Genomic DNA, 24,897 nt, shown 5'->3' on the forward strand with positions numbered 1-24,897 from the left:
GCCCTTGACGCCGCGCCGAAGACCGGCCGCCGATGCTCCTGAACACATCATCCCCGGACGCCGACTTTACTGGTCCGGACTTATGAGCCTGGCGGGAACCCTACCGCGTACCGCCCATAGCCGGATGGGAAGGATGCGATCACGAAGCCCCTCCTATAGCGTCCGGCGTACCCCGAAACCCGAGTACTTCTGCAGCGGTTCGGCACTTCAGACTTCAGTACGCAACTGCCGAACGCAGGGAGAGGGAGGAGTATCTGATGGCAGATTCAGGGGACGCCGCGCGGGAAGAGGATGCCGTGAAAGGGGCTCCCGAAATCTCCGCATTCGGAACCTCCATCAGAAGCGGCGAAAGGCTGCTGCTGGAATGGCCGGAGGTGCCCGGCGCGGACCGCTACGAAGTGTGGCGGGTACGTCCTGATGGCTCTCCATGGGACGACGAAGTCTTCGCCACCGACAACACCGGACTGGACCTTCCCGTTCCGCAGGACGCGGAGAACAGTGCGCTGGCCGCGTTCCAACTCCAAGCGCTCAGCTGTTCCGCCCCCATCTGCACGTTCCCCATTGTCCCGAGCGAGGCAAGGAGTGATGCTCCACAGGGAGAGCGGCGGCTTGTGCAGCGAGCCCCTGAGGCGCCGGAGCCCTTTGATCTCGACAACTACTTCCTGGGGCTGGAGGACTGGGCGCGGCTGGCTCCGCAGTACAAGCGTGAAGTTCGCACGCCACTGGGCGATCCGGTGCGGAACACGGAGCAGGACGACAGCGGATCATACCTGGTCGTCACGCAGCGCTACAGTCTCAGTAAGACGCCCAAGTACCGGGTGGTGCACGATCCGGATGCGGAAGTGCTCTGGCCCGGCGCCTTCATTCAAGGGCAGCCGGCGTCATATGGGGCCCTGCCGGAACTCGTCATCGACCAGCGCACGCCCATCCAGGTCGCCATCAGCGCCGTCAACGTCAAGAAGACCTCCGAAGAGATAGCCGAACCCGGCCACGCAAACGTGATCTCGGCTATCAGCGGCATGATCAACGATGAGCCCGGTCGCGCGGAGGCGGTGGCCTACGACATGACCGAAGTGGCATCCCTGGAATCTGCTCTGCTGGAACTGGACATATCCGCCAGCTACTTGGGATTCAGTGGGGGAATCACCGGCAGCATCGAGACGAAGAAGGACGAGAAGAGCATCCTCGCCTTCTACTATCAGCGGGCCTTCACCGTCAGCTGCAATGGGAAGTCCGCTCCGTCCCGCTGGTTCACCGACGACATGACCGAGGGCGAGATTCGGCTCCAGGAGAAACTTGGCCGCCTTGGGAAACAGAACCCGCCGCTGTATGTGTCCTCGGTCACCTATGGGCGATTCCTGATATTCGCCTTCACCACCAAGGAAGACACGCTGACCGCCAAAATGGCGATCAGGGCGTCCTACGGGGGGTTCGTCGACGCGACGGTGCGGGGTAGGTACGAGAAGATACTTTCCGAAGCCCGGATCCAGATCATCGCGCAAGGCGGAAAGGACACCAACGTACCGGCGTTGATCAAAACGGGGCGCTTGGCCGAGTACTTCGAAGAGGCGCCTTCCCTGGCGGACTACACGCCCATCGGTTTCACGCTGAAGTCACTGGTGACCGGCTATGTGGCGAAGCTCGGCGAAACCGCGAACTTCACATCGGTGCGCCGCGAGAAGCTCCCCTCCAACGTGGTCCGGATATTTCCGGTCTCCCTGTGTGTGGAGATCGACATGGTCATCGGAAAGTGGCCGGTGGGTCCGGTGACCCTCAAGCCGAGGAATGTCTACGCCGGCGAGAGGCCGAGCGGCACCGAAAGCATCAGCGGAACACTGGAGGACCGGGGAACCCGCTATGCGGCACACAACGAGGGGTGGGAGTGGTCGGGCTCGCGCGGTCAGCCGCCACCGTACCCGCAAACCAGTAACCTGTTCTGCCTGACAGGTGATTTCAACGGCGGGTACATCAGCTTCGAACCGAGGATCGGCTACACGATGCTGCGCAGTCCGGGCGTTCAGCGCGTAGCGGTGCACCACGGCGACGCCTTCATCTCCGGCAAGCGGTATGACTGCACCATCACCTTCGAGTTCCGGGCCAGGGTGGGCGACTGACCCGTCCCTCAACCAGGCCGGGGTACCGGCGAACGCCGCAGGCCGCGGCGTGAACAGCAGGGAAATCCTGGAAAGGCTTCTGGAATGGACGTGGAAGAAACGGAAGAGCCCCAAGGCTCTCCAGGCGCAAAAGAAGAGACGGACTGGCTGTTCGAGGCCCAGCAGAGAGTGGCGGGACTCGGGCTGGCGCTGCCCGCCCTGGGCGGGCAGGAACCGAAGCCCACCATCGAGTACCGCATCAAGGACGAAACCCCGGGATCCCCACCCGCCAAGCCGAAGATCAAAAAGAAGGTCTCAGGCCGGAACACCGTAGCGGACCGCAGCTATCCGGTCCTGACCCAACAGGCCATCGCCACACGCACGAAGAAGGGCTCATTCGAGGGGACCGTCGACTGCAGCCTCAGCGGCACCGCCGTCAACGTCAGTGCCGTCTCCGGGTCTCAGCACAAGGTGACCGCGCAGAGCGTGAAGGCCATCGGCGTCGTGGTCGATCTTCGTGGCATCCGGAACAAACTGGCCGTCATCCACCTCGGCGCCGCACACATCACCGTCACCGCCATCTCCGGGAACAACAACGACGTTCGTGCGGAGCTGATCCAGGCGATCGGGGTCCGCGTCAAACTCGATCTCGGCAGCGGAACTCACGTCGTCCTCTCCGGCGGGAAACTGTCGGTCGCCGCGGTGGCGGGAACCGCCAATTACGTGGAATGCAATGAGCTTTCCGCCGTGGGTGTCCTGCTGGAGTACTACTCCCACGGCAAGCCGGTTCAGCGGACGCCCCTGGCCGGCGCACTGGCAGCCACCACGGCGGGCATGCCGGGCGTGGCCACTCCGGTAGCCATTCAGTTCACCTGAGCGACCCGTCAGCTGGTAGCAGCCGGCTCGCGCCCTCGTATCGCTGCCACGCTGCTGCTCACTGGGGCCAGAGGGCCTGTGCCAGTGTCGCGCCGGCGAACGCGGCGCCGAGGCCGGCCGCCAGGCTGGCGACGACGTTGGCCGCGGAGAAGAAGCGGGCGCCGTCCTCCGCCAGCCGCAGGGTCTCGTAGGAGAACGTCGAGTACGTCGTCAGGGCCCCGCAGAGGCCGGTGCCGACGAGCAACTGCACCTGGGGGGAGGCCACTCCGGCCGTGACCGCGCCGCTGACCAGGCCGAGGACCGTGGAGCCGATGACGTTGACGGTGAGCGTGCCCCAGGGGAAGACGGTGTCGTGCCTGGCCTGTACGGCGCGGTCGGTGAGAAAGCGCAGGGGCGCGCCGACCATGGCTCCGGCGATGACGAGCAGCCAGTTCACCGCTCTTCCGGCTCCTTCCGGCTCGCGGCCGCGGACTCGTCGGCGGGGGCCTCGTCGGCCGGGGCCTCGTCGGCGGGAGACCCGTCGGCCGGGGGCGGGTCGGCCGGGCGCGGCCCGGATCCGGGGCGGATGACCTCGCAGGCGTCGAGGACGACCAGCCCCTCGGGGACCAGCTCGTCCAACCGGGGGAGGAAGGCGCGGACCCGTTCCTCGGTGTCCACGATCACCACGGCCACCGGGAGCTCCTCGCTCAGGGAGAGCAACCGGGTGGTGTGGATCATGGAGGAGGCGCCGAAGCCCTCGATACCGCGGAAGACGGAGGCGCCGGCGAGGCCGGCCTGGTGGGCCCGGTGCACGATCTCGGTGAAGACGGGCCGGTGCTGCCAGGTGTCGTTCTCGCCGACGAAGACGGTGACGCGCAGTGCAGGGCCGGTGAGTCTCACTGCTGCCTCCACGTGACGATGCGGTACGTCCGCCGACGGGTCCGTTCACCAGGGGACGGGGAAGATCACCGCCGCGGACCAGCCTACCCCGCGCCCGCCTGTCGTACGGGTGCGGGCGACGCCCGGCCGGCCGAGGCAGGTCGCGGCCGGGCGCCGGGGGAGGGTCACTCCTCGTAGAAGTTGTTGACGACCACATCCGGCTCGTCATCGTCGAACGCCTCGTTGAGCAGTGCACCGCCGACCAGGCCGGCCGCCCCGGCGCCGACCAGCGCGCCGGTACCGAAGCGGCGGCCGCCCTGCTGCGGCTGGTGCGCCTGGTGCTGCTCCTGCGGGTAGCCCTGCTGCATCGGCTGCGGGTACCCGGCCTGGGGGGCCTGCTGCGGATATCCCGTCTGGGGGGCGGTGTAGTACGGCGGCGGCGTGGTCTGCACCCGCTGGGCGCAGCCGCCACAGGCCTGGATCTGACGGGGCACACCCCACTGCGGGGACCACATCACGGTCGTCGGGCCGGGGCCGTGCTGGGGGTCGAAGAAGCAGGTCATGGGGGAGCTCCCTGTCGGTTGTGGTGACGTCGGTTGCGTGGGGACCGCTTGGGCGGGGGCCGGTTGCGGTGCCACCAGCTGTGGCGCGCTCATGTCCGGTGCGACCGGCTGTGGTGCGCCGGTGGCCGGACCCGCCGGACCCGCCGGACCCGCCGGGCCTGTCCGGTCCGCCGGGCCTGCCGGACCCGCCGGATCCGTAGGACGCAGGACGTCGACGCCGAAGTCCTGCGCGATACCGGCCAGGCCGGACGCGTAGCCCTGGCCGATGGCGCGGAACTTCCAGTCCGCGCCATGGCGGTAGAGCTCGCCGAAGACCATGGCGGTCTCGGTGGCGGCGTCGCCTCTCAGGTCGTAGCGGGCGATCTCGGTGCCGTTGGCCTCGTCGACCACGCGGATGTGGGCGCTGCGGACCTGGCCGAAGTTCTGGCCGCGCCGCTCGGCCTCGTAGAGGGAGACCGGGAAGACGATCTTCGCGACCTCGGCGGGGACCCCGGTGAGATCGACCTGGATCTGTTCGTCGTCCCCGCCGCTGCCGCCGGCCGGGGCGTTGCCCGAGTGCCGGACCGAACCATCGGGGCTGCTCAGGTTGTTGAAGAAGACGAAGTGGCCGTCGGAGAGGACCTTGCCCGACTCGCCGCACAGCAGCGCACTGGCGTCGAGGTCGTAGCCGGCCCCGCCGGCGGCTCCCACCTGCCAGCCCAGCCCCACCCGCACGGCGGTCAGGCCGGGGGCGTGTTTGGTGAGCGACACATTGCCGCCCTTGGTCAGGGCCACACTCATCTGTTGCCTCCACAACTGTCCTGGTCCTGGCGTTCCGCGGTCCGGGGCCGGTGTTCGTCCGGGCCCGGGGGCCGGGTCCTTCGACTTCAACGCCGGGGGACCCCGGATAGTTTCCAGGTTGCGCAATATTCTAATTATGCGCGTGTGGGGTGCGGGTGAGTGAGGGAGGCGCTGACGTGCGGTCAGCCGGAGCCGCCCGCACGAGGCTTCCGGCTCGCGTAGCGCTTCCTGGCGACCGTGAGCGCGCACGCGTACAGGGTGAGGACCGCCGCGAGCAGCGCGTAATAGAGGGGCGGCGGGGCCGACATGTCCAGCAGCGGGCCCACCGGGGACAGCGGCAGCAGGACGCCGGTGACGGCGAGCGCGGTGACGGCGAGGTGGACGGGGCCCAGTGCCCGGTCTTCGGCGGTGCGGCGACCGGTCCGCAGGAGAAGCATCACCATCCCCTGGGTGAGGAGGTTCTCGGTGAACCACCCGGCGTGGAACATCGCCGGGTGGCCGTCGGCGTCCGCCGCCGTGGTGTGTACGGCGAGGGCGAGGACGCCGAAGGTGGCGAGGTCGGCGACAGCGTTGAGCAGGCCGAACACCGTGATGTAGCGGAGGAAGGGGCGCGCCCGGAGGACGGCCGGCCGGCGCGTCGTGGCGGGTGCGGGGCGGTCGGCGGCGAAGGCGAGCTGGGCCGCGTCGAAGCACAGGTTCTGCACCAGGACCTGGGCCGGGAGCATGGGGAGGAACGGCAGCAGCAGGCCGGCGGCGAGCATGGCGATGACATTGCCGAGGTTGGAGGAGAGCGTGATGTGCAGGTAGGCGGCGATATTGCCGCTGCTGTGGCGGCCGGCGGCGATCGCGCGGTCGAGGGCGGTGAGGTCCTTCGCGGCGAGGACGACATCGGCGCCCTCGCGTACCACCTCCACCGCTCCCCGGGGGCAGACGCCGACGTCGGCCGCGTGCAGGGCGGGCAGGTCGTTGACGCCGTCGCCGAGGAATCCGGTCACCCGCCCGCTCTCGCGCAGGGCCGTGACGATGCGGGCCTTGTCCTGCGCTGTGCAGCGGGCCACGACGGTGGCCCGGCCGACGGCCCGGGCGAGCGGCGGCCCGGTGAGCGCACCCAGATGACCGGCGGTGAGCACCTCGCCCGGCTCCAGGCCGAGGTCCCGGCAGGCGCGGGCGGCGGTGCCGGGGTGGTCGCCGGTGAGGACCTTCACCGCTACACCGCGCCGGGCGAGGTCGTTCAGGGCGTCGGCGGCGGTGGGCGCGAGCGCGTCACGGAGGGCGACGAAGCCGAGGAAGGTGAGTCCTCGTATGTCCGGTTCGCGGTACGCGCCGAGGCGGGCCGGGCGTTCGGCGCGTGCGACGGCCACCAGGCGCAGTCCGTCCGCCGCGTCCCGTGCGGCGAGGCCGAGGAGGCGAGCGCGCTCCTCGGCGTCGAGTCCGGCCTCCGCTCCGTCGACGGCGACCCGCCCGCACCGGTCGAGGACGTCCTCCACGGCGCCCTTGACGACGAGGGTGTGCCGGCCGTGCTGCCCGGGGCGGCGCACCACGGCGGCGGCGAAGCGGTGGACGGGGTCGAAGGGCAGCGCCGCGATGCCGTCGTACGCGAGGGGGTCCGCGTCGCCGTACAGCTCTCCGGCCGCGTCGAGAATCGCCTCGTCGAGGGTGTCCGGGGCGGGCAGTTCGGCGAGTTCCAGGGACCAGAAGCTGCTCACCGCCGCCCAGTGCAGCACGCCCGGATCGTCGTCCCCCCGGGCGTTCACCGAGCGTGCCACCGCCGGCCGGTCCTGGGTGAGGGTGCCGGTCTTGTCCAGGCACAGCACGTCGATCGCGCCGAGGTCGTGCAGGGCGGGCAGCCGTCTGACGATCACGCCGCTGGTACGGGCCAGCGCGGCGGCGCCCCGGGCCAGGGTGGCGGTGACGATCACCGGCAGCATCTCCGGGGTGAGTCCGACCGCCACGGCGACCGCGAACGGCAGCATCTCCAGCCCCCGCCCGCGCAGCGCCGCATGCGCCATCAGCACCAGCGGCGGGGTCAGCAGCATGAAGCGGATCAGTGTCCAGGCGATGCCGTGGACCGAGCGGTCGAAGGCGGTCTCCGTCCGCCGCCGTGCCGGACCGCCGTACGACGCCGCGAACCGGGTGTCCGTACCGGTGGCGACGACCAGTGCCGTAGCGCTCCCGGAGGCCACACTGCTGCCCTGGAAACACAGGTGCGGCGGCTCCGGCAGGTCGGACGGCTGCGGCGGCTCCGCCAGGTCCGACGGCTCCGGCAGCTCCGCACCGCCGCCGACGGGCACGTCGACCGGGTACTTCGGCACGGGCACGGACTCGCCGGTCAGCGCCGCCTGATGCACCGTCAGCCCGCTCGCGCGCAGCAACCGGACATCGGCCGGTACCAGATCGCCGGGGCCGAGCCGGATCACATCTCCGACCACGAGCTGATCGACCGGCGCTTCACGGACCACGGGCGTAGCGTCGTCGTCCGCCCGCCGCTGCACGGACGCCGTGGTGGCGACCAGTTCGCGCAGCGCGGCCATCGACCGGCCGGCCCGGTGCTCCCCGCCCGACCGCAGGAGGCAGCTCACCACGACGAGCACAGTGATCACGCAGGCGGTGCCCCAGGAGGCGACGGCCGCGGACACCAGCCCGAGACACAGCAGCACAGCGGTGAACGGATCGCGCAGACTGCCCAGAAACCGCCGCGGCCAGGAGACCGGCCGCCAGGCGGGGATCATGTTCTCCCCGTCGCGCAGCAGGCGCTCCTCGGCCTGCTGCTCGGTCAGCCCGCGCGGACCGCTCGCCAGCCGCCGCATCAGCTGCAGCGTCGTGCCACCCGCCGGCTGCCCGCTGCCGGGCGGCGCGCTCTTCCCGGGCGCGGAGCCGGGCAGGGAATCGGGCACCGCATCGGGCAGGGGAGCGGATACGGGACCGGATACCGAATCAGGCACCGAGTCAGGCACCGAAGTGACGGAGGTTCGCCGGTGACGTGTGCCCGGCACGGGCGGACAGCCGGCCGACCAGCAGCCGCACCACCGCGACCACGTCGGGATCGTCGACGAAGTACACGACCCGGCGGCCCTCCCGGCGCGACCGCACCAGACCGGCGAGCTTCAGCTTCGACAGATGCTGGCTCACCGCGGGCAGCGCACCGCCGACCCGCCCCGCGAGCCCGCTCACATCGCTCTCACCCTGCGCCAGCGCCCATACGAGATGCAGCCGCGGCGGGGAGGCGAGCAGCCCGAACACGGCGGCCGCCTGGCCCAGCACCTCGGCGGACGGGTCCACCGTGCCACCACCTTCGTCTGCCGCGCCCGCGCCTGTGACGCCCAACACCACTGATCGTCTCCGTCCCCCTGGGACGCGCCTTCGTGTCCCCGAACGGCCAGTCTAGGGTCCGTCGGAAGGGCCCTAGGCGGCATACCTCGCACGCCTCGCGCGTCTGCCGCGCCGGACCGGCAGGCCGAGGGCGTGGCGGACGGCCGCCGCGAGGGCGAAGCCGGCCAAGCAGCCGAGGGTGTTGGACAGCAGGTCGTTCACGTCCGAGGTGCGCCCGGAGTGGACGAGGTACTGCGTCGTCTCTATGGCGAGCGATCCGAGGGAGCCGAGGAGGCCCGCCGTGTACCAGCGGAGGCCGAGCGCGGCGAAGAGGATGCCGCCGGGGAGGAACAGGGCCGTGTTCAGGAGGAAATCGACGATGTCGGCGGGGTTGCCGACATCGAGGAGGGCGAAGTTGACGGCCTGGCCGCCACCGGAGCGCGTGCCGAAGGTGAGGCCGGCGACACCGGCGGCCCACAGCCACACCAGACCCAGCAGCACACGCCGCGAGGTGCGCAGGGACCTGGTGGCCGCGCCGGTTATCAGGCCCCCCGCGATGCCGATAGTCAGGGCAATGAGGAAGAAAGGCATGCGAAACCGTACCTGAGTGCTCAAAGGGTATGTATCGCTTGTGGCGCGTGCGGCAACACGGTGCAGTGACGGCGGCACCGGCGCCCACCAGGACCGCCGCACGCCCCGTGCGTGATGCGATGGACTACTATATGGAAACGGTTTCCATTTCCGATAGAGTTTCCCCGACGAGAGGCAGCCAGCACCATGTCCGCCCATTGCCAACTGACCGGCGCCAAGCCGGGCTTCGGCAAGACCGTCTCCCACTCGCACCGCCGGACCTCCCGTCGGTTCGATCCGAACATCCAGCGCAAGCGCTACTGGCTGGCGAGCGAGGGGCGGTACGTCCGGCTCGCCCTCAGCGCCAGGGCGATCAAGACGGTCGATGTCATCGGCGTCGAGGCCGCGGTGGCACGTATCCGCGCACGCGGGGTGAAGGTCTGATGGCGAAGCAGAGCAAGATCGCGAAGAACGAGCAGCGCAAGGTGATCGTCGAGCGGTACGCGGCCCGGCGTGCCGAGCTGAAGGGGATCATCCGGCGGCCGTCCTCGACCGACGCCGAACGGGTCGCGGCCCAGGCCGAGTTGCGACGCCAGCCGCGCGACGCCAGCGCGACCCGGGTGCGCAACCGGGACAGCGTGGACGGCCGGCCCCGTGGACACCTGCGGAAGTTCGGCATGTCCCGGGTGCGCGTACGGGAACAGGCGCACGCCGGATTCCTCCCCGGGGTCACCAAGTCGTCCTGGTGACATCGTCCTGGTGACATCGGGGGGTCTTCCCGCTGGACGGCGCCGTGGTCCGGATCCTCGTGGTCCGGGCCGCGGCGCCGTTCCGGCGGTACGGGTCCGGCGGCGAGGTGTCGCCGGCGGCCGTCGCAGACGAGGGCGTAGCCCAGTCGGCGGCGCTGGTCCCGCCGGGTGCGCGAACCGCGGCTACTTTTCGGTGGAGGGGGATCGGACTGATTCGCCGACCGGAGAGGACACGTCCATGCGCCTTCGTACTCTTGCCACGGCCGCCTGCACCATCGCTCTGCTCGCTGCTGCCGCGCCCGGGGCCGCCGCCCGGCCAGGCGACGGAGTCGACCTCAATGCGTGTGGCTCCGCGGTCAACGTCATTGCCATCCCGATCGAGGTGTTGTCCCCCGGCCAGTCGGACGACTGCGCCTCCGAGGGGTGACGAGGCCGTCGGTGCTGCCTCGTGGTGGCCCATCCGCCGTGCGGTGTGAGTGTTCCGGGTTGGGCAGTGCCGTGGCTGCGACCACTGCCCAACCCGGGGTATTCAGGCCTGCGGCACCGGTTCGTGGTGCTCGTGTGCGCAGGCGGCGTCGATACCGTACGTGTCCCACACCGGGAACGGGTCCTCGGAGGGGTGCTCGCCGTCGGCCAGGAGGCAGTCGGTCAGGGCCGCGTGCAGTGCCGTGGGGCGCAACTCGGTTCCGATGAAGACCAGTTCCTGGTCCGGGCCGTCGTCGGCGGTGCGGACGCCGGCCGGCTCGAAGCGGGCGACCGTGCCCGCCTGTGACCACAGTCCGGTGACGTTCGGCCGGCCGGCCAGCCGGAAGAAGCCCTTGGAGCGCAGGATCCGGCCGTAGGAGCCGCTGTCGAGCCCTTCGGTGACGAAGGTCCAGAGCCGGCCGGGGTGGAAGGGGGCGTCGGCGCGGAAGACCGTGCCGGCGATGCCGTACTCCTCGGTCTCCGGGACGTGGTCGCCGTTGAGTTCGCGCACCCAGCCGGGTGCCTGCCGGGCCCGTTCCAGGTCGAACAGTCCGGTGCCGAGGATGTCGGCGGGGTCCACCCGGCCGTGCCGGGCGGGCACGATCCGGGCGGCCGGGTTGAGGCGGGTGAGCGTGGCCCGAAGGCGGTCGGCGGCGTCCGCGTCGACCAGATCGGTCTTGTTGAGGACGATGACATCGGCGAACTCGACCTGGTCCATCAGCAGGTCGCTGACGGTGCGTTCGTCCTCCTCGTACTGGTCCAGTCCCCGCTCGGCCAGTCCGTCGCCGCTGTTGAGCTCGGGCAGGAAGTGGGCGGCGTCGACGACCGTGACCATCGTGTCGATCCGGGCGAGGTCACCGAGGGTGGCTTCGTCGTCGCGGGGGAAGGAGAAGGTGGCCGCGACGGGCATCGGTTCCGAAATGCCGCTGGACTCGATGAGGAGGTAGTCGAAGCGGCCCTCGCGGGCCAGCCGGCCGACCTCCTCGAGCAGGTCGTCGCGGAGGGTGCAGCAGATGCAGCCGTTGGTCAGTTCGACGAGGCGTTCCTCGGTGCGGGAGAGCGCGGACGTGCCGCCGCGCACCAGGGCCGCATCGATGTTGATCTCGCTCATGTCATTGACGATGACCGCGACGCGCAGGCCCTCCCGGTTGCTCAGCACGTGGTTGAGCAGCGTGGTCTTGCCCGCGCCGAGGAAGCCGGACAGGACCGTGACGGGCAGTCGGTGGTGCGTCATGCCGCCTCAGCGCTCCGGGTGCAGCAGCCCGCGTTCGTACGCCTTGGCCAGCCGCTGCGGCACCAGGTAGGTGGAGCCGTCGACGGTGACGGGCACGAGCCGGGGGGTGCGGGCCTTCCACTGGGCGCGGCGGTGGCGGGTGTTGCTGCGGGACATCTTGCGCTTGGGCACGGCCATGGCGACCTCCTGGGTGACCGGGGTACGGGGCGAGCCCCAGGCTAGCTGAAAATGGAAGCCATTTCCAAACGGCTGGGTGTTCCCGGTGCCGGCGGTCGGCGCTCATGCCGCGGTGCCCTCCTCGGCTGTGCGGCGGACGTAGATCATGCCGTCCTCGACCGTGACGGTGTGGGTGCGCACGGGCCGGCGCGCGGGCAGACAGGCGGGCTCGCCGGTGCGGAGATCGAATGAAGCGGCGTGGAGCGGGCATTCGACCAGACACCCCTCCAGCCAGCCGTCCGCGAGTGAGGCGTCCTGGTGGGTGCAGGTGTCGTCGATGGCGTACAGCTGCCCGTCGGCGTTGAAGACGGCGATCGGAGGTGTGGTGTCGATGCGTATGGACTCGCCCGCGGGCAGGTCGGCGAGGTGGCAGACCGGAATCACAGGACCAGGAAGCACGGGACCCCCCTGTTGGCGTTCGGCATCATTGCGTTTCGCTGTGCGCACGATGGAGCGCTGTGCGCAACAGAATCGAGGCGGGGGGCGTATGCGTCAAGCGTTCCCCGGAAATGCCGGCCGTTCGGAACCGGACCCGCGATCGGGTCCCCAGGTGGTGAGATCCAACGTATGACGGGCAACGTGCAGCGACAGGCGGAGGGGGCGGCGGAGGGCAGGCCGCCGAAGGGGCCCGCGAGCGCCGTGCAGTCGGTGGACCGGGCGGTGACCGTCCTGGAGATCCTGGCGCGGCTCGGCGAAGCCGGGGTGACCGAGGTCGCCGACGAGCTGGGAGTGCACAAGTCGACCGCGTTCCGGCTGCTCGGTGTGCTGGAGCACCGGGGGCTGGTCGGCCAGGAGCAGGAGCGCGGCAAGTACTACCTCGGTGCCGGGGTGCTGCGGCTCGCCGGTGCGGCGGCGGTGCGGCTGGACATCTCCCAGGAGGGCGCGGCGGTCTGCCGGCAGCTCGCCGACTCGCTGGGGGAGACGGTCAATATCGCGGTGCTGGAGAGCGATGCCGCGGTCAACATCATGCAGGCCCGCGGCCCGGCGTCGGTCACCGCGCAGAACTGGCTCGGCCGGCGGACGCCGCTGCACGCCACGTCCAGCGGCAAGGCGCTGCTCGCGTACCAGCCGGCGCCGGTCCGGGAAGCGGTCCTGGGGCGGAAGTTGCCGCGGCTGACCGAGCGGACCGTGACTTCGGCCGCCGAGCTGCGCCGGCAGCTCGAGGAGGTCGTCGAACGGGGTTTCGCGCTCGCGGTCGAGGAGCTGGAGCTCGGGCTGCGGGCGGTGGCGGCGCCGGTCCGGGCGCACGACGGCTCGGTGATCGGGGCGATCAGTGTCTCGGTGCCGGCCTACCGGCTGGATGCGGAGCGGCTGCCGGAGGTCGTCAAGGGCACGGTGGCCGCGGCCGAGGAGCTCTCCCGGCGTATGGGGTACGCCTGTTGAGCGGCTGACGGGCGGCGCGGGACCGGAGGGCGGGTCCGGCCCCGCGGCCTTTTCCGGCGGTTGGCGCCCACCTCTTGACGGTGCCGATACGCGTTCCCACTATGTCTCTCATCGCGCAACCAGTCGTGTACTGCGCAACAGCGAGGAGTGGGGTATGAACCGTTCCCGTGTGGTGGTCATCGGCGCCGGTATCGTCGGCTGCTCCCTCGCCGACGAGCTGACCGCCCGCGGCTGGACCGATGTCACCGTCCTCGAACAGGGGCCGCTGTCGGCCCCCGGCGGCTCCACCTCGCACGCGCCGGGCCTGGTCTTCCAGACCAACCCCTCCAGAACCATGACCGAGTTCGCCGCCTACACCGTCCGCAAACTGAGCTCCCTGGAGGACGGCGGACGGCCCTGCTACCAGCCCGTTGGCGGGCTGGAGGTCGCCACGACCGAGGCGCGCTGGGCCGATCTGCACCGCAAGGCCGGACTCGCCACGTCCTGGGGTGTGCGTGGCGCCCTGCTCACCCCGCGGCAGTGCGCACAGCTCTGGCCGATGCTGGACGAGACCCTGCTCCACGGCGGATTCCACACCCCCGACGACGGACTGGCCCGTGCCCTGCCCGCGTGCCGCGCCCAGACGGCCCGGGCCGTCTCCCGCGGCGCCCGCTTCCTCGACCGGCACACCGTCACCGGCATCGCGCGCGCGGACGGCCGGGTCACCGGCGTCGTCACCGACCGGGGCACCTTCCCCGCCGACCACGTCGTCTCCGCCGCCGGCTTCCGGGGACCGGAGATCGGTGCCATGGCCGGGGTGGACGTACCGCTGCTGCCGCTCGCCCACCAGTACGCCAGGACCGCACCGCTGCCCGGGCTCGCCCGCGGCAACGGCCCGGGGGAGGAGGCGACCCGGCCCATCCTGCGCTTCCAGGACCGCGACCTGTACTTCCGCGAACACCACGACCGCCTCGGCATCGGCTCCTACGCCCACCGCCCGATGCCCGTCGACCCTCCCCCGGCCGTCGGCCGGCCGGACCCCCACGCCATGCCGTCCACGCTGCCGTTCACCGAGGACGACTTCGCGCCGAGCTGGCAGGAGAGCGTGACCCTGCTGCCCGCGCTGGGCGCGTCCCGGGTCGCCGAAGGCTTCAACGGCATCCTCTCCTTCACCCCCGACGGCCTACCGCTCCTCGGCGAATCCCGTGAACTGCGCGGATTCTGGCTCGCCGAGGCGATCTGGGTCACCCACTCCGCGGGCGCCGCCAGGGCCGTCGCCGAGTGGATGACGGACGGCCGCCCCGCCCTCGACCTCCACGAGTGCGACCTCCACCGCTTCGAGGACGCCCAGCGTTCCCCCGCGTACGTCGCCGAGCGGGGCACCCGGAACTTCCTCGAGGTCTATGACGTCATCCACCCGCTGCAGCCCATGGACCAGCCGCGGCCGCTGCGCACCAGCCCCTTCTACCCGCGCCAGCAGCAGCTCGGCGGGTACTTCCTGGAGGGCGGCGGCTGGGAGCGCCCCCACTGGTACGAGGCCAACGCCCCGCTCGCCGAAGGCCTCCGGCTGCCCGAGCGGGACGCCTGGTCGGCGCGCTACTGGTCGCCGGCCGTCGCCGCCGAGGCCAGGGCCACCCGGGAGACGGTGGCCCTCTACGACATGACCCCGCTGCGCCGCCTGGAGGTCACCGGCCCCGGAGCCCTCGGCTTCCTGGACCGCATGACCACCAACAACGTCCGCAAGAAGCCCGGCGCGGTCACCTACACGCTGCTCCTCGACGAGACCGGAGGCATCCGCTCCGACCTCACCGTCGCCCGCCTGGGCCCCGACCGCTTCCAGGTCGGCGCCAACTCCCCGGCGGACCTGGACTGGTTGCTGCGGCACGCGCAGTCCGACGTCCGCATCAGGGACATCACCTCCGGCACCTGCGGCATCGGCGTGTGGGGGCCGCGCGCCCGCGACCTCGTCCAGCCGCTGACCCGCGACGACTTCTCCCACCAGGGCTTCGGCTACTTCCGGGCGAAGGAGACCTACCTCGGCCACGTCCCGGTCACCGCGCTGCGCCTGTCGTACGTCGGTGAGCTGGGCTGGGAGCTGTACACCACCGCAGACCTGGGGCTGCGGCTCTGGGACACGCTGTGGGAGGCCGGCCGGCGGCACGGGGTGATCGCCGCCGGGCGCTCGGCCTTCCACTCCCTCCGCCTGGAGAAGGGGTACCGCGCCTGGGGCGTCGACATGACCGACGAGCACCATCCGCACGAGGCGGGACTCGGCTTCGCGGTGCGCGGCGACAAGGACTTCGTGGGACGTGCCGCACTCGACCGCGCGGCGCCCGCCACCCGCAGACTCACCGCCCTTCTCCTCGACGACCCGGCCGCCCAGGTCCTCGGCAAGGAGCCGGTCCGTCTCGACGGCGCCCCGGCCGGCTACGTCACCAGTGCCGGGTACGGCTACACACTCGGCCGCTGTATCGCGTACGCCTGGCTGCCGGCCGCCCTCACCGCCGGCACCGGAGTGCACATCGAGTACTTCGGCGAGCAGCTCCCCGCGACCGTGGCCGACGAGCCGCTCTTCGATCCGGACATGACCCGCATCCGTTGCTGACAAACCGTTGCTGACAAACACCATCAGGAGTTCTGCTGTGTCACCCACTTACGACGTGATCGTCATCGGACTGGGCGGTATGGGCAGCGCCGCCGCCCACCACCTCTCCGCGCGCGGTGCCCGCGTCCTCGGCCTGGAGAAGTTCGGCCCGGTCCACCAGCGCGGCTCGAGCCACGGGGGTTCGCGGATGACCCGGCAGTCCTACTTCGAGGACCCCGCGTACGTGCCGCTGCTGCTGCGCGCGTACGAGCTGTACGACGAGCTGGAGCGGGCGACGGGCCGGGACATCGCCACCCTGTGCGGCGGTGTGATGGTCGGCCGCCCCGACGCGCGGACCGTCGCCGGTTCGCTGCGCTCGGCCCGGCAGTGGGACCTGCCCCACGAGATGCTGGACGCCAAGGAGATCCGCCGCCGCTTCCCGACGCTGCGGCCGAAGGACGACGAGGTGGCGCTCTACGAGCGGAAGGCGGGGTTCCTCCGTCCCGAGAACACCGTCGCCGCCCACCTCCAGCTCGCCACCCGGCAGGGCGCCGACCTCCACTTCGACGAGCCGATGACACGCTGGGAGCCGTGCCGGGGCGGCGTCCGCGTCCACACCGCCGAGAACGCCTACACCGCGGGTCAGCTGGTGCTCTGCCCGGGAGCCTGGGCGCCCGGACTGCTCACCGACCTGGGTGTGCCGTTCACCGTCGAACGGCACGTCACGTACTGGTTCCAGCCGACGGGCGGCGTCGGGCCCTTCCGGCCCGAGAGCCACCCCGTCTACATCTGGGAGGACCCGGCCGGGGTCCAGGCCTACGGGTTCCCGGCCATCGACGGACCGGAGCTCGGAGCCAAGGCGGCCTTCTTCCGCAAGGGCGTCGTCTGTACCGCGGAGACCGTCGACCGGACCGTACACGACGACGAGGTACGGGCCATGGCGGACCATATGTCCCACTGCGTACCCGACCTGCCCGGCACCTTCCTCAAGGCCGCCACCTGCCTGTACACCAACACCCCCGACGAGCACTTCGTGCTCGCCCGCCACCCCGCGCACCCCGAATCGACCACCGTGGCCTGCGGGTTCTCCGGGCACGGCTTCAAGTTCGTACCGGTGGTCGGCGAGATCGTCGCCGATCTGGCCCTGACCGGCAGCACCGCGTACCCGATCGGTCTCTTCGACCCCCGCCGGCTCGCCGCCGCGCCCGCCTGAGGAGGACGCACATGACGACGACTCCTGTCTCCCCGCCCCCGGCCGCCGCGCACGCGCCCTCGCCCAGCCTGATCGCCACCCTCGCCGGCCACTACTACACGGACCCGGGAATCTTCCGGCGGGAACAGGAGCAGATCTTCGAACGGCTGTGGTTCTGCGCCGTGCGCGGCTCCGATCTGACCGGGCCCGGTGCCTACCGCACGGTGCGGGTGGGCCGGGAGAGCGTCCTGATCACCCGCAACCGCGCCGGTGAGCTGCGCGCCTTCCTCAACATCTGCCGCCACCGCGGCGCACGGCTGTGCACCGAGGACTCCGGCCAGGTCCGCCGCACCCTCCAGTGCCCCTACCACGCCTGGACCTACGACCTCGACGGACGGCTGGTGGCCGCCCCCAACCTGCGGCGGATGCCGGACCTCGACCGTACCGGGCGCGGCCTGGTCACCGTCCCGCTCCGGGAGTGGCTCGGCTACGCCTGGGTGTGCCTGGCCGACCGGCCGCCGTCGTTCGAGGAGACCGTGACCGGCGCGGTCACCGAACGGCTGGGCGATCCGGCCGCCATCGACCGGTACCGCACCGAGGCGCTCGCGCTCGGCAGGCGGCTCACCTATGACGTGCGCGCCAACTGGAAGCTGATCGTCGAGAACTTCATGGAGTGCTACCACTGCGCCACCATCCACCCCGAACTCACCGGCGTCCTGCCGGAGTTCGCAGAGGGTTTCGCCGCCCAGTACTACGTCGGGCACGGTGCGGAGTTCGCCGAGGAGGCCGCCGGATTCACCGTCGACGGCAGCGCCGGATTCGGCCGGCTGCCGGACATCGGCGGCGACCGGGACCGCCGCTACTACGCGATCACCGTCCGGCCGCAGGTCTTCGTCAACCTCGTCCCCGACCACGTCATCGTCCACCGGATGTTCCCGGCGGCCGCCGACCGCACCCTCGTCGTGTGCGACTGGCTGTACGAGCCCGACGTCGTCGAGTCCGGTGCCGATGTCGGCAAGTCCGTCGAGCTCTTCCACCGGGTCAACACCCAGGACTTCGACGCCTGCGAGCGCACCCAGCCGGGCATGGCCTCCCGCGCCTACCGCGACGGCGGGGTGCTCGTACCCAGCGAACACCACATCGGCGCCTTCCACCGCTGGGTCACCGAGCGGCTGGCGGACGCCGGAGGGGGCGCCGCGCACCCTCCGGCGGACTGACCCGGCCCTGACCGGTCAGGCGGCGGCCGGGAGGCTTCCCCTACAGCCGGCGGTTGTCCAGTACGGCCACCGCACGCCGTACCCGTGCGGTCTCCTCGACGTCCACATCGGCGGCCAGCAGGCCGGGCTCGGCGCCCAGCCGGGCGCGCACCGTCCCGTCGGGGCCGATCAGCGCGCTGTGCCCGACGCCGGTGGGGGTCCCGGTGGGCGCCTCCGGATCGGCCGCCGGGTCCGGGGCGGCCTGGCCGACGGCGGCGAGCCAGACCGTCGCGTCCAGCGCGCGGGCCCGTACCAGCAGGTCCCACTGCGCGAGCTTGCCCGGGCCCGCGCCCCAGGAGGCGGGCAGTACGGACACCGTCGCCCCGGCGTCCGCGTGCGCCCGGAACAGCTCGGGGAAGCGCAGGTCGTAACAGGTCGCCAGGCCCACCCGGACTCCGCCGACATCGATGGTCACCACCCGCGAACCCGCGGCGACCGTGTCCGACTCCCGGAACCCGAAGGCGTCATAGAGGTGGATCTTGTCGTAGGACTCCTCGACCCCGGGCCCGGTGGCCAGCAGGGTGTTGGCGACCCGGCCGTCGGGTGCCGGGGTGAACATCCCCGCCACCACCGTCACGCCCGTCTCGCGGGAGACGGACCGCACGCCGTCGGCCCACGGCCCGTCCAGCGGCTCGGCCACCGGCCCGAGCGGCACCCCGAACCGCACCATCGACGCCTCGGGGAGAACCGCCAGCCGGGCCCCCTCGTCCGCGGCCCGGCGGACCTGGTCCTGGACCGCGGCGAGGTTGTCCTTCGGGTCGGTCGATGCCGTCAGCTGGCACAGCGCGATACGCATGCGGTCTCTCTTCCCTTGTGCCGGTGTCGTGCCTGATTCGTGCCCGTTCCGGTACCGATTCTCCCGCCGACCGCCTCCGTCGGCTCAGGCCGGGGTCAGGTCCTCGCCCGTGCCGGCGATCTCCTCCGGGCGGAGCAGGGCGGCGAGCCGGTCGGCCGGGAGCAGCCCCTGTTCCAGGACGAGTTCGGCGACACCGCGGCCGGTCGCCAGGGCCTCCTTGGCGATCGCGGTGGCGGCGGTGTAGCCGATGTGCGGGTTGAGGGCGGTGACCAGGCCGATGGAGTTCTCCACGCTCGCCCGGAGCGTCTCGGTGTTGGCGGTGATGTCCACCACGCAGCGCTCGGCGAGGGTGCGGCAGGCGGCGCCGAGGTGGGTGATGCTCTCCGAGAGCGAGTGCAGGATGACCGGCTCGAAGGCGTTGAGCTGGAGCTGGCCCGCTTCGGCGGCCATGGTGATGGTGACGTCGTTGCCGATGACCTCGAAGGCGACCTGGTTGACGACCTCCGGGATCACCGGATTCACCTTGCCGGGCATGATGCTCGAACCGGCCTGGACCGGCGGCAGGTTGATCTCCGCCAGGCCCGCGCGCGGGCCGGAGGAGAGCAGACGCAGGTCGTTGCAGCTCTTGGAGAGCTTGACGGCGATGCGCTTGAGGACGCCGGAGAGGTGGACGAAGGCCCCGCAGTCCTGGGTGGCCTCGACGAGGTTGGCCGCGGTCACCAGGGGCAGGCCGGTGAGCGCCACCAGGTGTTCGCGGGCCGCTTCGGCGTATCCCCGGGGGGCGTTGAGGCCGGTGCCGATGGCGGTGGCGCCGAGGTTGATCTCGTGGATGAGCAGGGCGGCCTCGGCCAGCCGGCTCTGGTCCTCCTCCAGCATCACCGCGTACGCCGAGAACTCCTGGCCCAGCGTCATCGGCACCGCGTCCTGGAGCTGGGTGCGGCCCATCTTGAGGACGTCGCGGAACTCCTCGGCCTTGGCGGCGAAGGCCTCGCGCAGCACGGTCATCGCCGCGAGCAGCTCCCGTACGGCGAAGATCGTGGCGACCTTGACGGCGGTCGGGTAGGCGTCGTTGGTCGACTGGCTGAGGTTGACGTGCTCGTTCGGGTGCAGCCGGCCGTAGTCGCCCTTGCGGTGGCCGAGGATCTCCAGCGCGCGGTTGGCGATCACTTCGTTGGCGTTCATGTTCGTCGACGTACCGGCACCGCCCTGGATGACGTCCACGATGAACTGGTGGTGCAGCCGGCCGTCCACCCGGATCTCCCGGCAGGCGGCGGCGATGGCGTCGGCCCGCTCGGGATCGAGCAGTCCGAGGTCCTGGTTGGCCCGGGCGGCGGCCTCCTTGACGGCGGCGAGGGCGTTGATCAGGTGCGGGTAGGCGGCGATCGACGTACCGGTGATGGGGAAGTTCTCCGCGGCGCGCAGGGTGTGCACGCCCCAGTAGGCGTCCGTGGGTATGTCGCGGTCGCCGAGCAGATCGTGGTCGCGGCGGTGGGCGGCGGCGGTCATGGTGCGGTGGTCCTTCGAGGGGGCGGCGGAGGGGAGGGGCGAGGTTCGGTGTGAGGGGGACGTCAGATTTCGGTGGGGCGCAGGGCGAGAGCGCCCGCGGCCCGGAGTTCGCCGACCGGGGCGCCGCCGCCGATCACCGGGGTGGCGGCGAAGGGGGCGAGTACCGCGGGGTCGACGCCGCAGCGGGCCAGTGCCGCCGCCGTCACCGGCATCCGGGCGCGGTCGGCGCCGTCGGCTATCTTCACGCCGACCGCCCGCCCGTCCGGCAGCGCCGCGATCTGTACGCCCTCGAAGCCGTCCTTGGCGAGCAGCCCCGGTACGGCGTGCACCAGCCGGGCGGTGTCCCGTCCGCTGCCGGAGACCATCTCCGGGTGGGTCCGCATGGCGTGCGCGACCTGGCCCTCGTGGGTGTCGGGGGCGGCCGTCGCGAGCCGGGCGGCGGCCCGCGTCAGGCCGTGCAGGGACACCGCGAACAGTGGCGCTCCGCAGCCGTCGACCGTGACCTGGGCGATGCTCTGGCCGGTGAGGTCCGCCACGGTCGTGGCGATCTCCTGCTGGAGCGGGTGGCCCGGGTCGAGGTAGGTGTCCAGCCGCCACCCCCGGGTCCGGGCCGTCAGCAGCATCGCGGAGTGCTTGCCCGAGCAGTTCTGGGCGAGCCGGTGGGGGGCGAGTCCGCGCCGGAGCCAGTCGTCCCGTTCGGCGGCCCCGTACGGCAGGTCGGGGACGTTGCGCAGGTCGTCCTCGGTCAGGCCGGCGGTGTCCAGGATGCGCCGGGCCACGGCCAGGTGCCGGTCCGTGCCGGAGTGGCTGGCCGCGACCAGCGCGAGCGCCTCGTCGTCCAGCGGCGGCAGGCCGGCCCGCAGCAGGCCGACCGCCTGGAGCGGCTTGAGCGCCGAGCGGGGGTAGAAGGCGGCCTCGATGTCGCCGGCCTGGAACTCCACGGTCCCGTCGGCGGCCAGCACCACGACCGAGCCGTGGTGAACGCCCTCGACGACGCCGCCGCGGATCACGTGGGCGACCGGGACGTGGGCCGGTTCGCGCACCTCGGGCGCTGTCTGGGGGGCGCGGTGCGGCAGGGTGGTGCGCTGGCTCATGATCGGTACTCAGTTCTCCGTGGTGTCCGTGGTGGGGGCCGTGTGATGCGGCGGCCGCACGATGGTGGTCAGCGTCGTCTCGACGCGCGAGAGGTGGTGTGCCATGGCTTCCGCGGCGTCCTGCTCGGAGCGGTCGACGAGCGCCTCGACGATCGCCCGGTGCTCGCGGTTCGACTGCTCGCGCCGTCCGCCGAGCTCGGTGAGGAACGCGGACTGGCGGGCCAGCGCGTCGCGGATCTCCTCGATGACCCGGCGGAAGACCGGGTTCCGGGCTGCTTGGGCGACGGCGAGGTGGAAGAGGGTGTCCATCGCGACCCAGGCGGTGGTGTCGGTCTCCCGCTCCATCCGCTCCAGCAGGTGCGTGAGGTGGTCGAGGTCCTCCGGCGAGCGGCGCAGCGCCGCGTACCCGGCCACCGGGATCTCCACATGGCGGCGCACCTCCAGGAGATCGCTCGCCGCGTAGTCGCCGAAGGTCGGGTCGGCGACCGCGCCGTTCGAGACGACGAAGGTGCCCTTGCCGGTGCGCGCGACCGTGAGCCCCATCGTCTGGAGCGCCCGCAGCGCCTCCCGGAGCACGGGTCTGCTCACCTCCAGGCGACGGCAGAGTTCCGCCTCCGAGGGGAGCTTGTCCCCGACCGCGTAGTCACCCCGCTCGATGGCGCCGCGCAGATGGTTCAGGACCGCTTCCATCGCGCTGACCCGCCGGGGCATGGCACCAGCTGTCTGGCTGTCTGACAGGTTCACCCGAGGATCCTCGGACCCGGCGGGGGGAGCTGTCAAGCGTGCGGCCTGTCTCTCCGGGAGGCCGGCGGGCGGTCAGTGGGCGGTCAGTGGGCGCCCGCGCTGTGGTAGCGGTGTTCGGGGCGGCCGGTGTCGCCGTACTTCAGCGTGAGGGTGAGGTGGCCACCGCGTTCCAGGTGCTTGAGGTAGCGCTGCGCCGTGGAGCGGCTGACGCCGGAGCGTTCGGCGACCTCGTGGGCGGAGAGCGGGTGGACGGCCTCGCCCAGTACCCGGCGGATGAGGTCGGCGGTGGCCGCGGAGTGGCCCTTGGGGAGCTCGGTGCGCGGGGCGTCGGCGGGCCGGAAGGCGCTGAAGATCCGGTCGACCTGTTCCTGGCCCGCCTCGCCGTGACCGCTCACGCCGGCGACGGTGCGGCGCAGCGCGGCGTAGCCGTCGAGCTTGGCCCGCAGCCCGGAGAAGCCGAACGGCTTGACGAGGTACTGCAGCGCGCCGGAGCGCATCGCGTCCTGGATGGTGGCCACATCGCGGGCCGCGGTGACCATGATCACGTCGGTGCGGTGGCCGAGCTGTCGAAGCCGCCGCACCAGGGCCAGCCCGGTTTCGTCCGGGAGGTAGTGGTCGAGCAGCACCAGATCGGCCGGTGTGCGCTCCAGGGCGGCCAGCGCCTGGGCGGCGGTGTGGGCGCGGCCGATGACACGGAAGCCGGGCACCTGGGCGACGTACGCGGCATTGACCTCGGCGACGTGGAAATCGTCGTCCACGACCAGGACATCGATCATCGAGAGGCTCCCCTCATCGCGGTTCTCCGATCACCATGGGTCTCCGATCGCCGTCGGCCCGCGCTCCTCGTGGCGGCGGCCGGCCGCGGGGGCCTCGTGCCCCTCCTGCCCCTGCCGCCGTACGTGGACGGCCTCCGGCAGGACGACCGTGAAGACCGCGCCCCCGCCCGCCCGCGCGGTCACCCGGGCCATCCCGCCGTAGCGCTCGGCGAGCCGGCGCACCAGCGCCAGGCCGATGCCCCGGCCGCGCGCGGGGGAGCGGCTCCCGGGGGCCGGTGGATCCTTGGTGGACCAGCCCTCGGTGAAGATCTGTTCGCGCAGGGCGGGCGGTACCCCCGGCCCGGTGTCCGAGACCCGGAGGACCGCCGTGGCGCCCTCGGCCCGCAGCTCCACCTCGACGAACGGGTCCTCGCGGCGGCGCCCGGCGGCGGCGTCCAGCGCGTTGTCGATGAGATTGCCCAGGACGGTCACCAGGTCGCGCGGATCGACCACCCGGTCGGGCAGCAGCGTCGAGGCCGACACCCGCAGTGAGACCCCGCGCTCGGCGGCGATCGCCGTCTTGCCGGCCAGCAGTGCGGAGAGCAGCGGGTCGTGCACCCGGCCGGCGATCTGCTCCGCCTGGGCCCGCTGGGCGCCGGTCACTTCGGTGATGAACTCCACGGCCATGGCGTACCGGCCCAGTTCGAGCAGTCCGCGCAGGGTGTGCAGCTGGTTGGCGTGTTCGTGGTCCTGGGCCCGTAGTGCGTCCAACAGGCCCTGGGTGGCGTCCAGTTCGCGGCCGAGCAGCTCCAGTTCGGTGCGGTCCCGGAGGGTCACCACCGCCCCGCCGCCCCGCGTCGGCACCCGGTTGGCGACCAGTACCCGGCCGCCGCTGACGGCCAGCAGATCCGTCCCGGCCACCCGCCCGGCCAGCACATCGGCGGTCCGGCCGGGCGGCAGGACGTCGTCCAGCGCCCGCCCCGCGGCGTCGGCCAGGGCGAGCAGCCGCCCGGCCTCGTCGTTGACCAGCCGGATCCTGCCCTTGCGGTCGTATGCCAGCACGCCCTCCCGGATGCTGTGCAGCATCGCCTCGCGCTCGTCGAGCAGGGCGGAGATATCGGCGAACGCCAGGCCGCGCGTACGGCGGCGGAGCCGGCGGGAGAGCACCACGGCGGCCAGCACACCGACGGCCAGCGCCGCGCCGGCGTAGCGCAACACGGCGGGGACGGTGCCCAGCAGGCGCTCCCGGACGCTGTCGTAGGCGATACCGACCGAGACCGCGCCGACGATGCGGCCGTGCGCGTCGCGCAGCGGCACCTTGGCGCGGGCCGAACGCCCCAGCGTCCCGGTGCCGATCTGCCGCACCTCCTGCCCGGCCAGGGCACGGCTGGGGTCGGTGGAGACGCGTCGGCCGATCTCGGCGGTGGTGGTGTGCGACCAGCGCACCCCGCGGGTGTCCAGCACCACGACGTACAGCGCCCCGGTCGCCCGGCGGATCCGTTCCGCGTCGGCCTGCACCGGCCCGCGGGCGTCCGGTCCGGTGGCGGCCAGTTCGCGGGCGAGGCGCGGGTCCGCGGCGGTGGTCTGGGCGATGGCCAGTGCCCGCCGCATCGCCTGGTCGTCGAACTGGGAGCCGAGCGGGGCGAGGAACAGGCCGGTGGCGAGCACCAGCACACCGGTGGTCAGGGCCACTTGCGCGGTGAGGACCTGGGCGAACGCGCGCCGGGGCCAGGGGATCCGCATGGCTCTCGGGTCTCCTCCGTCCTGGGCGCTCGACGGCGCGGGGAACCGTCGCCGGAGTTTCGTGGCGAGGGGGCCGCGCCGTAAGCCCTCCGTGAGCACCTGCTCACCTCCTGATGATCCGCTTGCTGTTCTAGCGTGAGCAGAACGCGCAC

The 24,897-nt window shown here is 71.8% G+C and carries 23 protein-coding genes and 1 pseudogene; 9 read left to right on the top strand and 15 right to left on the bottom strand.

Going from position 1 to position 24,897, the window contains the following annotated elements; all coding sequences use genetic code 11:
* Nucleotides 1-257 precede the first annotated feature (257 nt).
* On the top strand, nucleotides 258-2,114 hold the full coding sequence (locus tag AZE13_RS26900) for a thiol-activated cytolysin family protein (protein WP_079124399.1): 1,857 nt from the start codon (nucleotides 258-260) through the stop codon (nucleotides 2,112-2,114).
* 84 nt (nucleotides 2,115-2,198) lie between these two features.
* On the top strand, nucleotides 2,199-2,969 hold the full coding sequence (locus tag AZE13_RS26905) for a hypothetical protein (RefSeq protein ID WP_147264729.1): 771 nt from the start codon (nucleotides 2,199-2,201) through the stop codon (nucleotides 2,967-2,969).
* A 58-nt stretch (nucleotides 2,970-3,027) separates the two neighbouring features.
* Here AZE13_RS26905 and crcB read toward each other — a convergent pair whose 3' ends face one another.
* The 6 genes and pseudogenes from crcB to AZE13_RS26935 all read right to left on the bottom strand — a co-directional run bounded on the left by crcB (nucleotide 3,028) and on the right by AZE13_RS26935 (nucleotide 9,070).
* Entirely contained in the window at nucleotides 3,028-3,405 is a 378-nt protein-coding gene (gene crcB, locus AZE13_RS26910; protein ID WP_066937350.1) for a fluoride efflux transporter CrcB, read from the bottom strand.
* Nucleotides 3,406-3,509: 104 nt separating this feature from the next.
* Nucleotides 3,510-3,848: pseudogene (locus tag AZE13_RS26915) on the bottom strand (DUF190 domain-containing protein); the annotation flags it as partial.
* 164 nt (nucleotides 3,849-4,012) lie between these two features.
* The gene (locus AZE13_RS39100) at nucleotides 4,013-5,170 is read right to left on the bottom strand and encodes a TerD family protein (protein ID WP_066937353.1); all 1,158 of its coding nucleotides are present in this window, start codon (nucleotides 5,168-5,170) and stop codon (nucleotides 4,013-4,015) included.
* 182 nt (nucleotides 5,171-5,352) lie between these two features.
* Nucleotides 5,353-8,064 carry a magnesium-translocating P-type ATPase gene (gene mgtA, locus AZE13_RS26925; RefSeq protein WP_079124401.1) on the bottom strand — a complete coding sequence of 904 codons (2,712 nt, stop codon included), beginning with the start codon at nucleotides 8,062-8,064 and terminating at the stop codon, nucleotides 5,353-5,355.
* Nucleotides 8,065-8,116: 52 nt separating this feature from the next.
* Nucleotides 8,117-8,500, bottom strand: coding sequence for an ArsR/SmtB family transcription factor (locus AZE13_RS26930; RefSeq protein ID WP_079124402.1), 384 nt, complete (start codon nucleotides 8,498-8,500; stop codon nucleotides 8,117-8,119).
* Nucleotides 8,501-8,572: 72 nt separating this feature from the next.
* Nucleotides 8,573-9,070 (bottom strand): VanZ family protein, encoded by a 498-nt coding sequence (locus AZE13_RS26935; protein WP_066937359.1) that lies wholly within the window; start codon nucleotides 9,068-9,070, stop codon nucleotides 8,573-8,575.
* Between the two features lie 186 nt (nucleotides 9,071-9,256).
* On the opposite strand from AZE13_RS26935, the gene rpmB reads away from it, so the two are divergent.
* From rpmB to AZE13_RS26950, 3 genes are all read left to right on the top strand, one after another.
* Nucleotides 9,257-9,493: a 50S ribosomal protein L28 gene (gene rpmB, locus AZE13_RS26940; protein WP_066937362.1), complete on the top strand. Its 237-nt coding sequence runs from the start codon at nucleotides 9,257-9,259 to the stop codon at nucleotides 9,491-9,493.
* The gene (gene rpsN, locus AZE13_RS26945; protein ID WP_066937365.1) at nucleotides 9,493-9,798 is read left to right on the top strand and encodes a 30S ribosomal protein S14; all 306 of its coding nucleotides are present in this window, start codon (nucleotides 9,493-9,495) and stop codon (nucleotides 9,796-9,798) included. Before rpmB ends, rpsN begins: the two co-directional genes overlap by 1 nt.
* A 238-nt stretch (nucleotides 9,799-10,036) precedes the next feature.
* Complete coding sequence (locus tag AZE13_RS26950; protein ID WP_066937368.1) at nucleotides 10,037-10,225, top strand: hypothetical protein; 189 nt, start codon at nucleotides 10,037-10,039, stop codon at nucleotides 10,223-10,225.
* 102 nt (nucleotides 10,226-10,327) lie between these two features.
* Here AZE13_RS26950 and AZE13_RS26955 read toward each other — a convergent pair whose 3' ends face one another.
* From AZE13_RS26955 to AZE13_RS26965, 3 genes are all read right to left on the bottom strand, one after another.
* Nucleotides 10,328-11,497, bottom strand: coding sequence for a GTP-binding protein (locus AZE13_RS26955; protein ID WP_066937371.1), 1,170 nt, complete (start codon nucleotides 11,495-11,497; stop codon nucleotides 10,328-10,330).
* 6 nt (nucleotides 11,498-11,503) lie between these two features.
* The gene (gene rpmF / locus AZE13_RS26960; protein WP_066937374.1) at nucleotides 11,504-11,674 is read right to left on the bottom strand and encodes a 50S ribosomal protein L32; all 171 of its coding nucleotides are present in this window, start codon (nucleotides 11,672-11,674) and stop codon (nucleotides 11,504-11,506) included.
* 102 nt (nucleotides 11,675-11,776) lie between these two features.
* Complete coding sequence (locus AZE13_RS26965; protein ID WP_066937376.1) at nucleotides 11,777-12,097, bottom strand: bifunctional 3-phenylpropionate/cinnamic acid dioxygenase ferredoxin subunit; 321 nt, start codon at nucleotides 12,095-12,097, stop codon at nucleotides 11,777-11,779.
* 255 nt (nucleotides 12,098-12,352) lie between these two features.
* On the opposite strand from AZE13_RS26965, the gene AZE13_RS26970 reads away from it, so the two are divergent.
* The 4 genes from AZE13_RS26970 to AZE13_RS26985 all read left to right on the top strand — a co-directional run bounded on the left by AZE13_RS26970 (nucleotide 12,353) and on the right by AZE13_RS26985 (nucleotide 18,068).
* On the top strand, nucleotides 12,353-13,096 hold the full coding sequence (locus AZE13_RS26970) for an IclR family transcriptional regulator (protein ID WP_066937518.1): 744 nt from the start codon (nucleotides 12,353-12,355) through the stop codon (nucleotides 13,094-13,096).
* 154 nt (nucleotides 13,097-13,250) lie between these two features.
* Complete coding sequence (locus AZE13_RS26975) at nucleotides 13,251-15,680, top strand: FAD-dependent oxidoreductase (RefSeq protein ID WP_066937378.1); 2,430 nt, start codon at nucleotides 13,251-13,253, stop codon at nucleotides 15,678-15,680.
* 37 nt (nucleotides 15,681-15,717) lie between these two features.
* Nucleotides 15,718-16,872, top strand: coding sequence for an N-methyl-L-tryptophan oxidase (gene solA, locus AZE13_RS26980; protein WP_066937380.1), 1,155 nt, complete (start codon nucleotides 15,718-15,720; stop codon nucleotides 16,870-16,872).
* Between the two features lie 11 nt (nucleotides 16,873-16,883).
* Nucleotides 16,884-18,068, top strand: coding sequence for an aromatic ring-hydroxylating oxygenase subunit alpha (locus tag AZE13_RS26985; protein WP_066937382.1), 1,185 nt, complete (start codon nucleotides 16,884-16,886; stop codon nucleotides 18,066-18,068).
* A gap of 40 nt (nucleotides 18,069-18,108) precedes the next feature.
* Here AZE13_RS26985 and AZE13_RS26990 read toward each other — a convergent pair whose 3' ends face one another.
* From AZE13_RS26990 to AZE13_RS27015, 6 genes are all read right to left on the bottom strand, one after another.
* The gene (locus AZE13_RS26990; RefSeq protein WP_066937385.1) at nucleotides 18,109-18,903 is read right to left on the bottom strand and encodes a carbon-nitrogen hydrolase family protein; all 795 of its coding nucleotides are present in this window, start codon (nucleotides 18,901-18,903) and stop codon (nucleotides 18,109-18,111) included.
* Nucleotides 18,904-18,987: 84 nt separating this feature from the next.
* Nucleotides 18,988-20,409, bottom strand: a complete 1,422-nt coding sequence (gene aspA, locus AZE13_RS26995; protein ID WP_066937388.1) for an aspartate ammonia-lyase — start codon at nucleotides 20,407-20,409, stop codon at nucleotides 18,988-18,990.
* Between the two features lie 62 nt (nucleotides 20,410-20,471).
* Nucleotides 20,472-21,503, bottom strand: a complete 1,032-nt coding sequence (locus AZE13_RS27000) for an asparaginase (protein WP_066937391.1) — start codon at nucleotides 21,501-21,503, stop codon at nucleotides 20,472-20,474.
* A 9-nt stretch (nucleotides 21,504-21,512) separates the two neighbouring features.
* Nucleotides 21,513-22,247, bottom strand: coding sequence for a FadR/GntR family transcriptional regulator (locus AZE13_RS27005; RefSeq protein ID WP_066937394.1), 735 nt, complete (start codon nucleotides 22,245-22,247; stop codon nucleotides 21,513-21,515).
* An 83-nt stretch (nucleotides 22,248-22,330) separates the two neighbouring features.
* Nucleotides 22,331-23,023, bottom strand: a complete 693-nt coding sequence (locus AZE13_RS27010; RefSeq protein WP_066937397.1) for a response regulator — start codon at nucleotides 23,021-23,023, stop codon at nucleotides 22,331-22,333.
* A 30-nt stretch (nucleotides 23,024-23,053) separates the two neighbouring features.
* On the bottom strand, nucleotides 23,054-24,745 hold the full coding sequence (locus tag AZE13_RS27015) for a sensor histidine kinase (protein WP_079124403.1): 1,692 nt from the start codon (nucleotides 24,743-24,745) through the stop codon (nucleotides 23,054-23,056).
* Nucleotides 24,746-24,897: the final 152 nt, after the last annotated feature.

Source organism: Streptomyces sp. NBRC 110611, assembly GCF_001590865.1.
Lineage (GTDB): Bacteria > Actinomycetota > Actinomycetes > Streptomycetales > Streptomycetaceae > Streptomyces.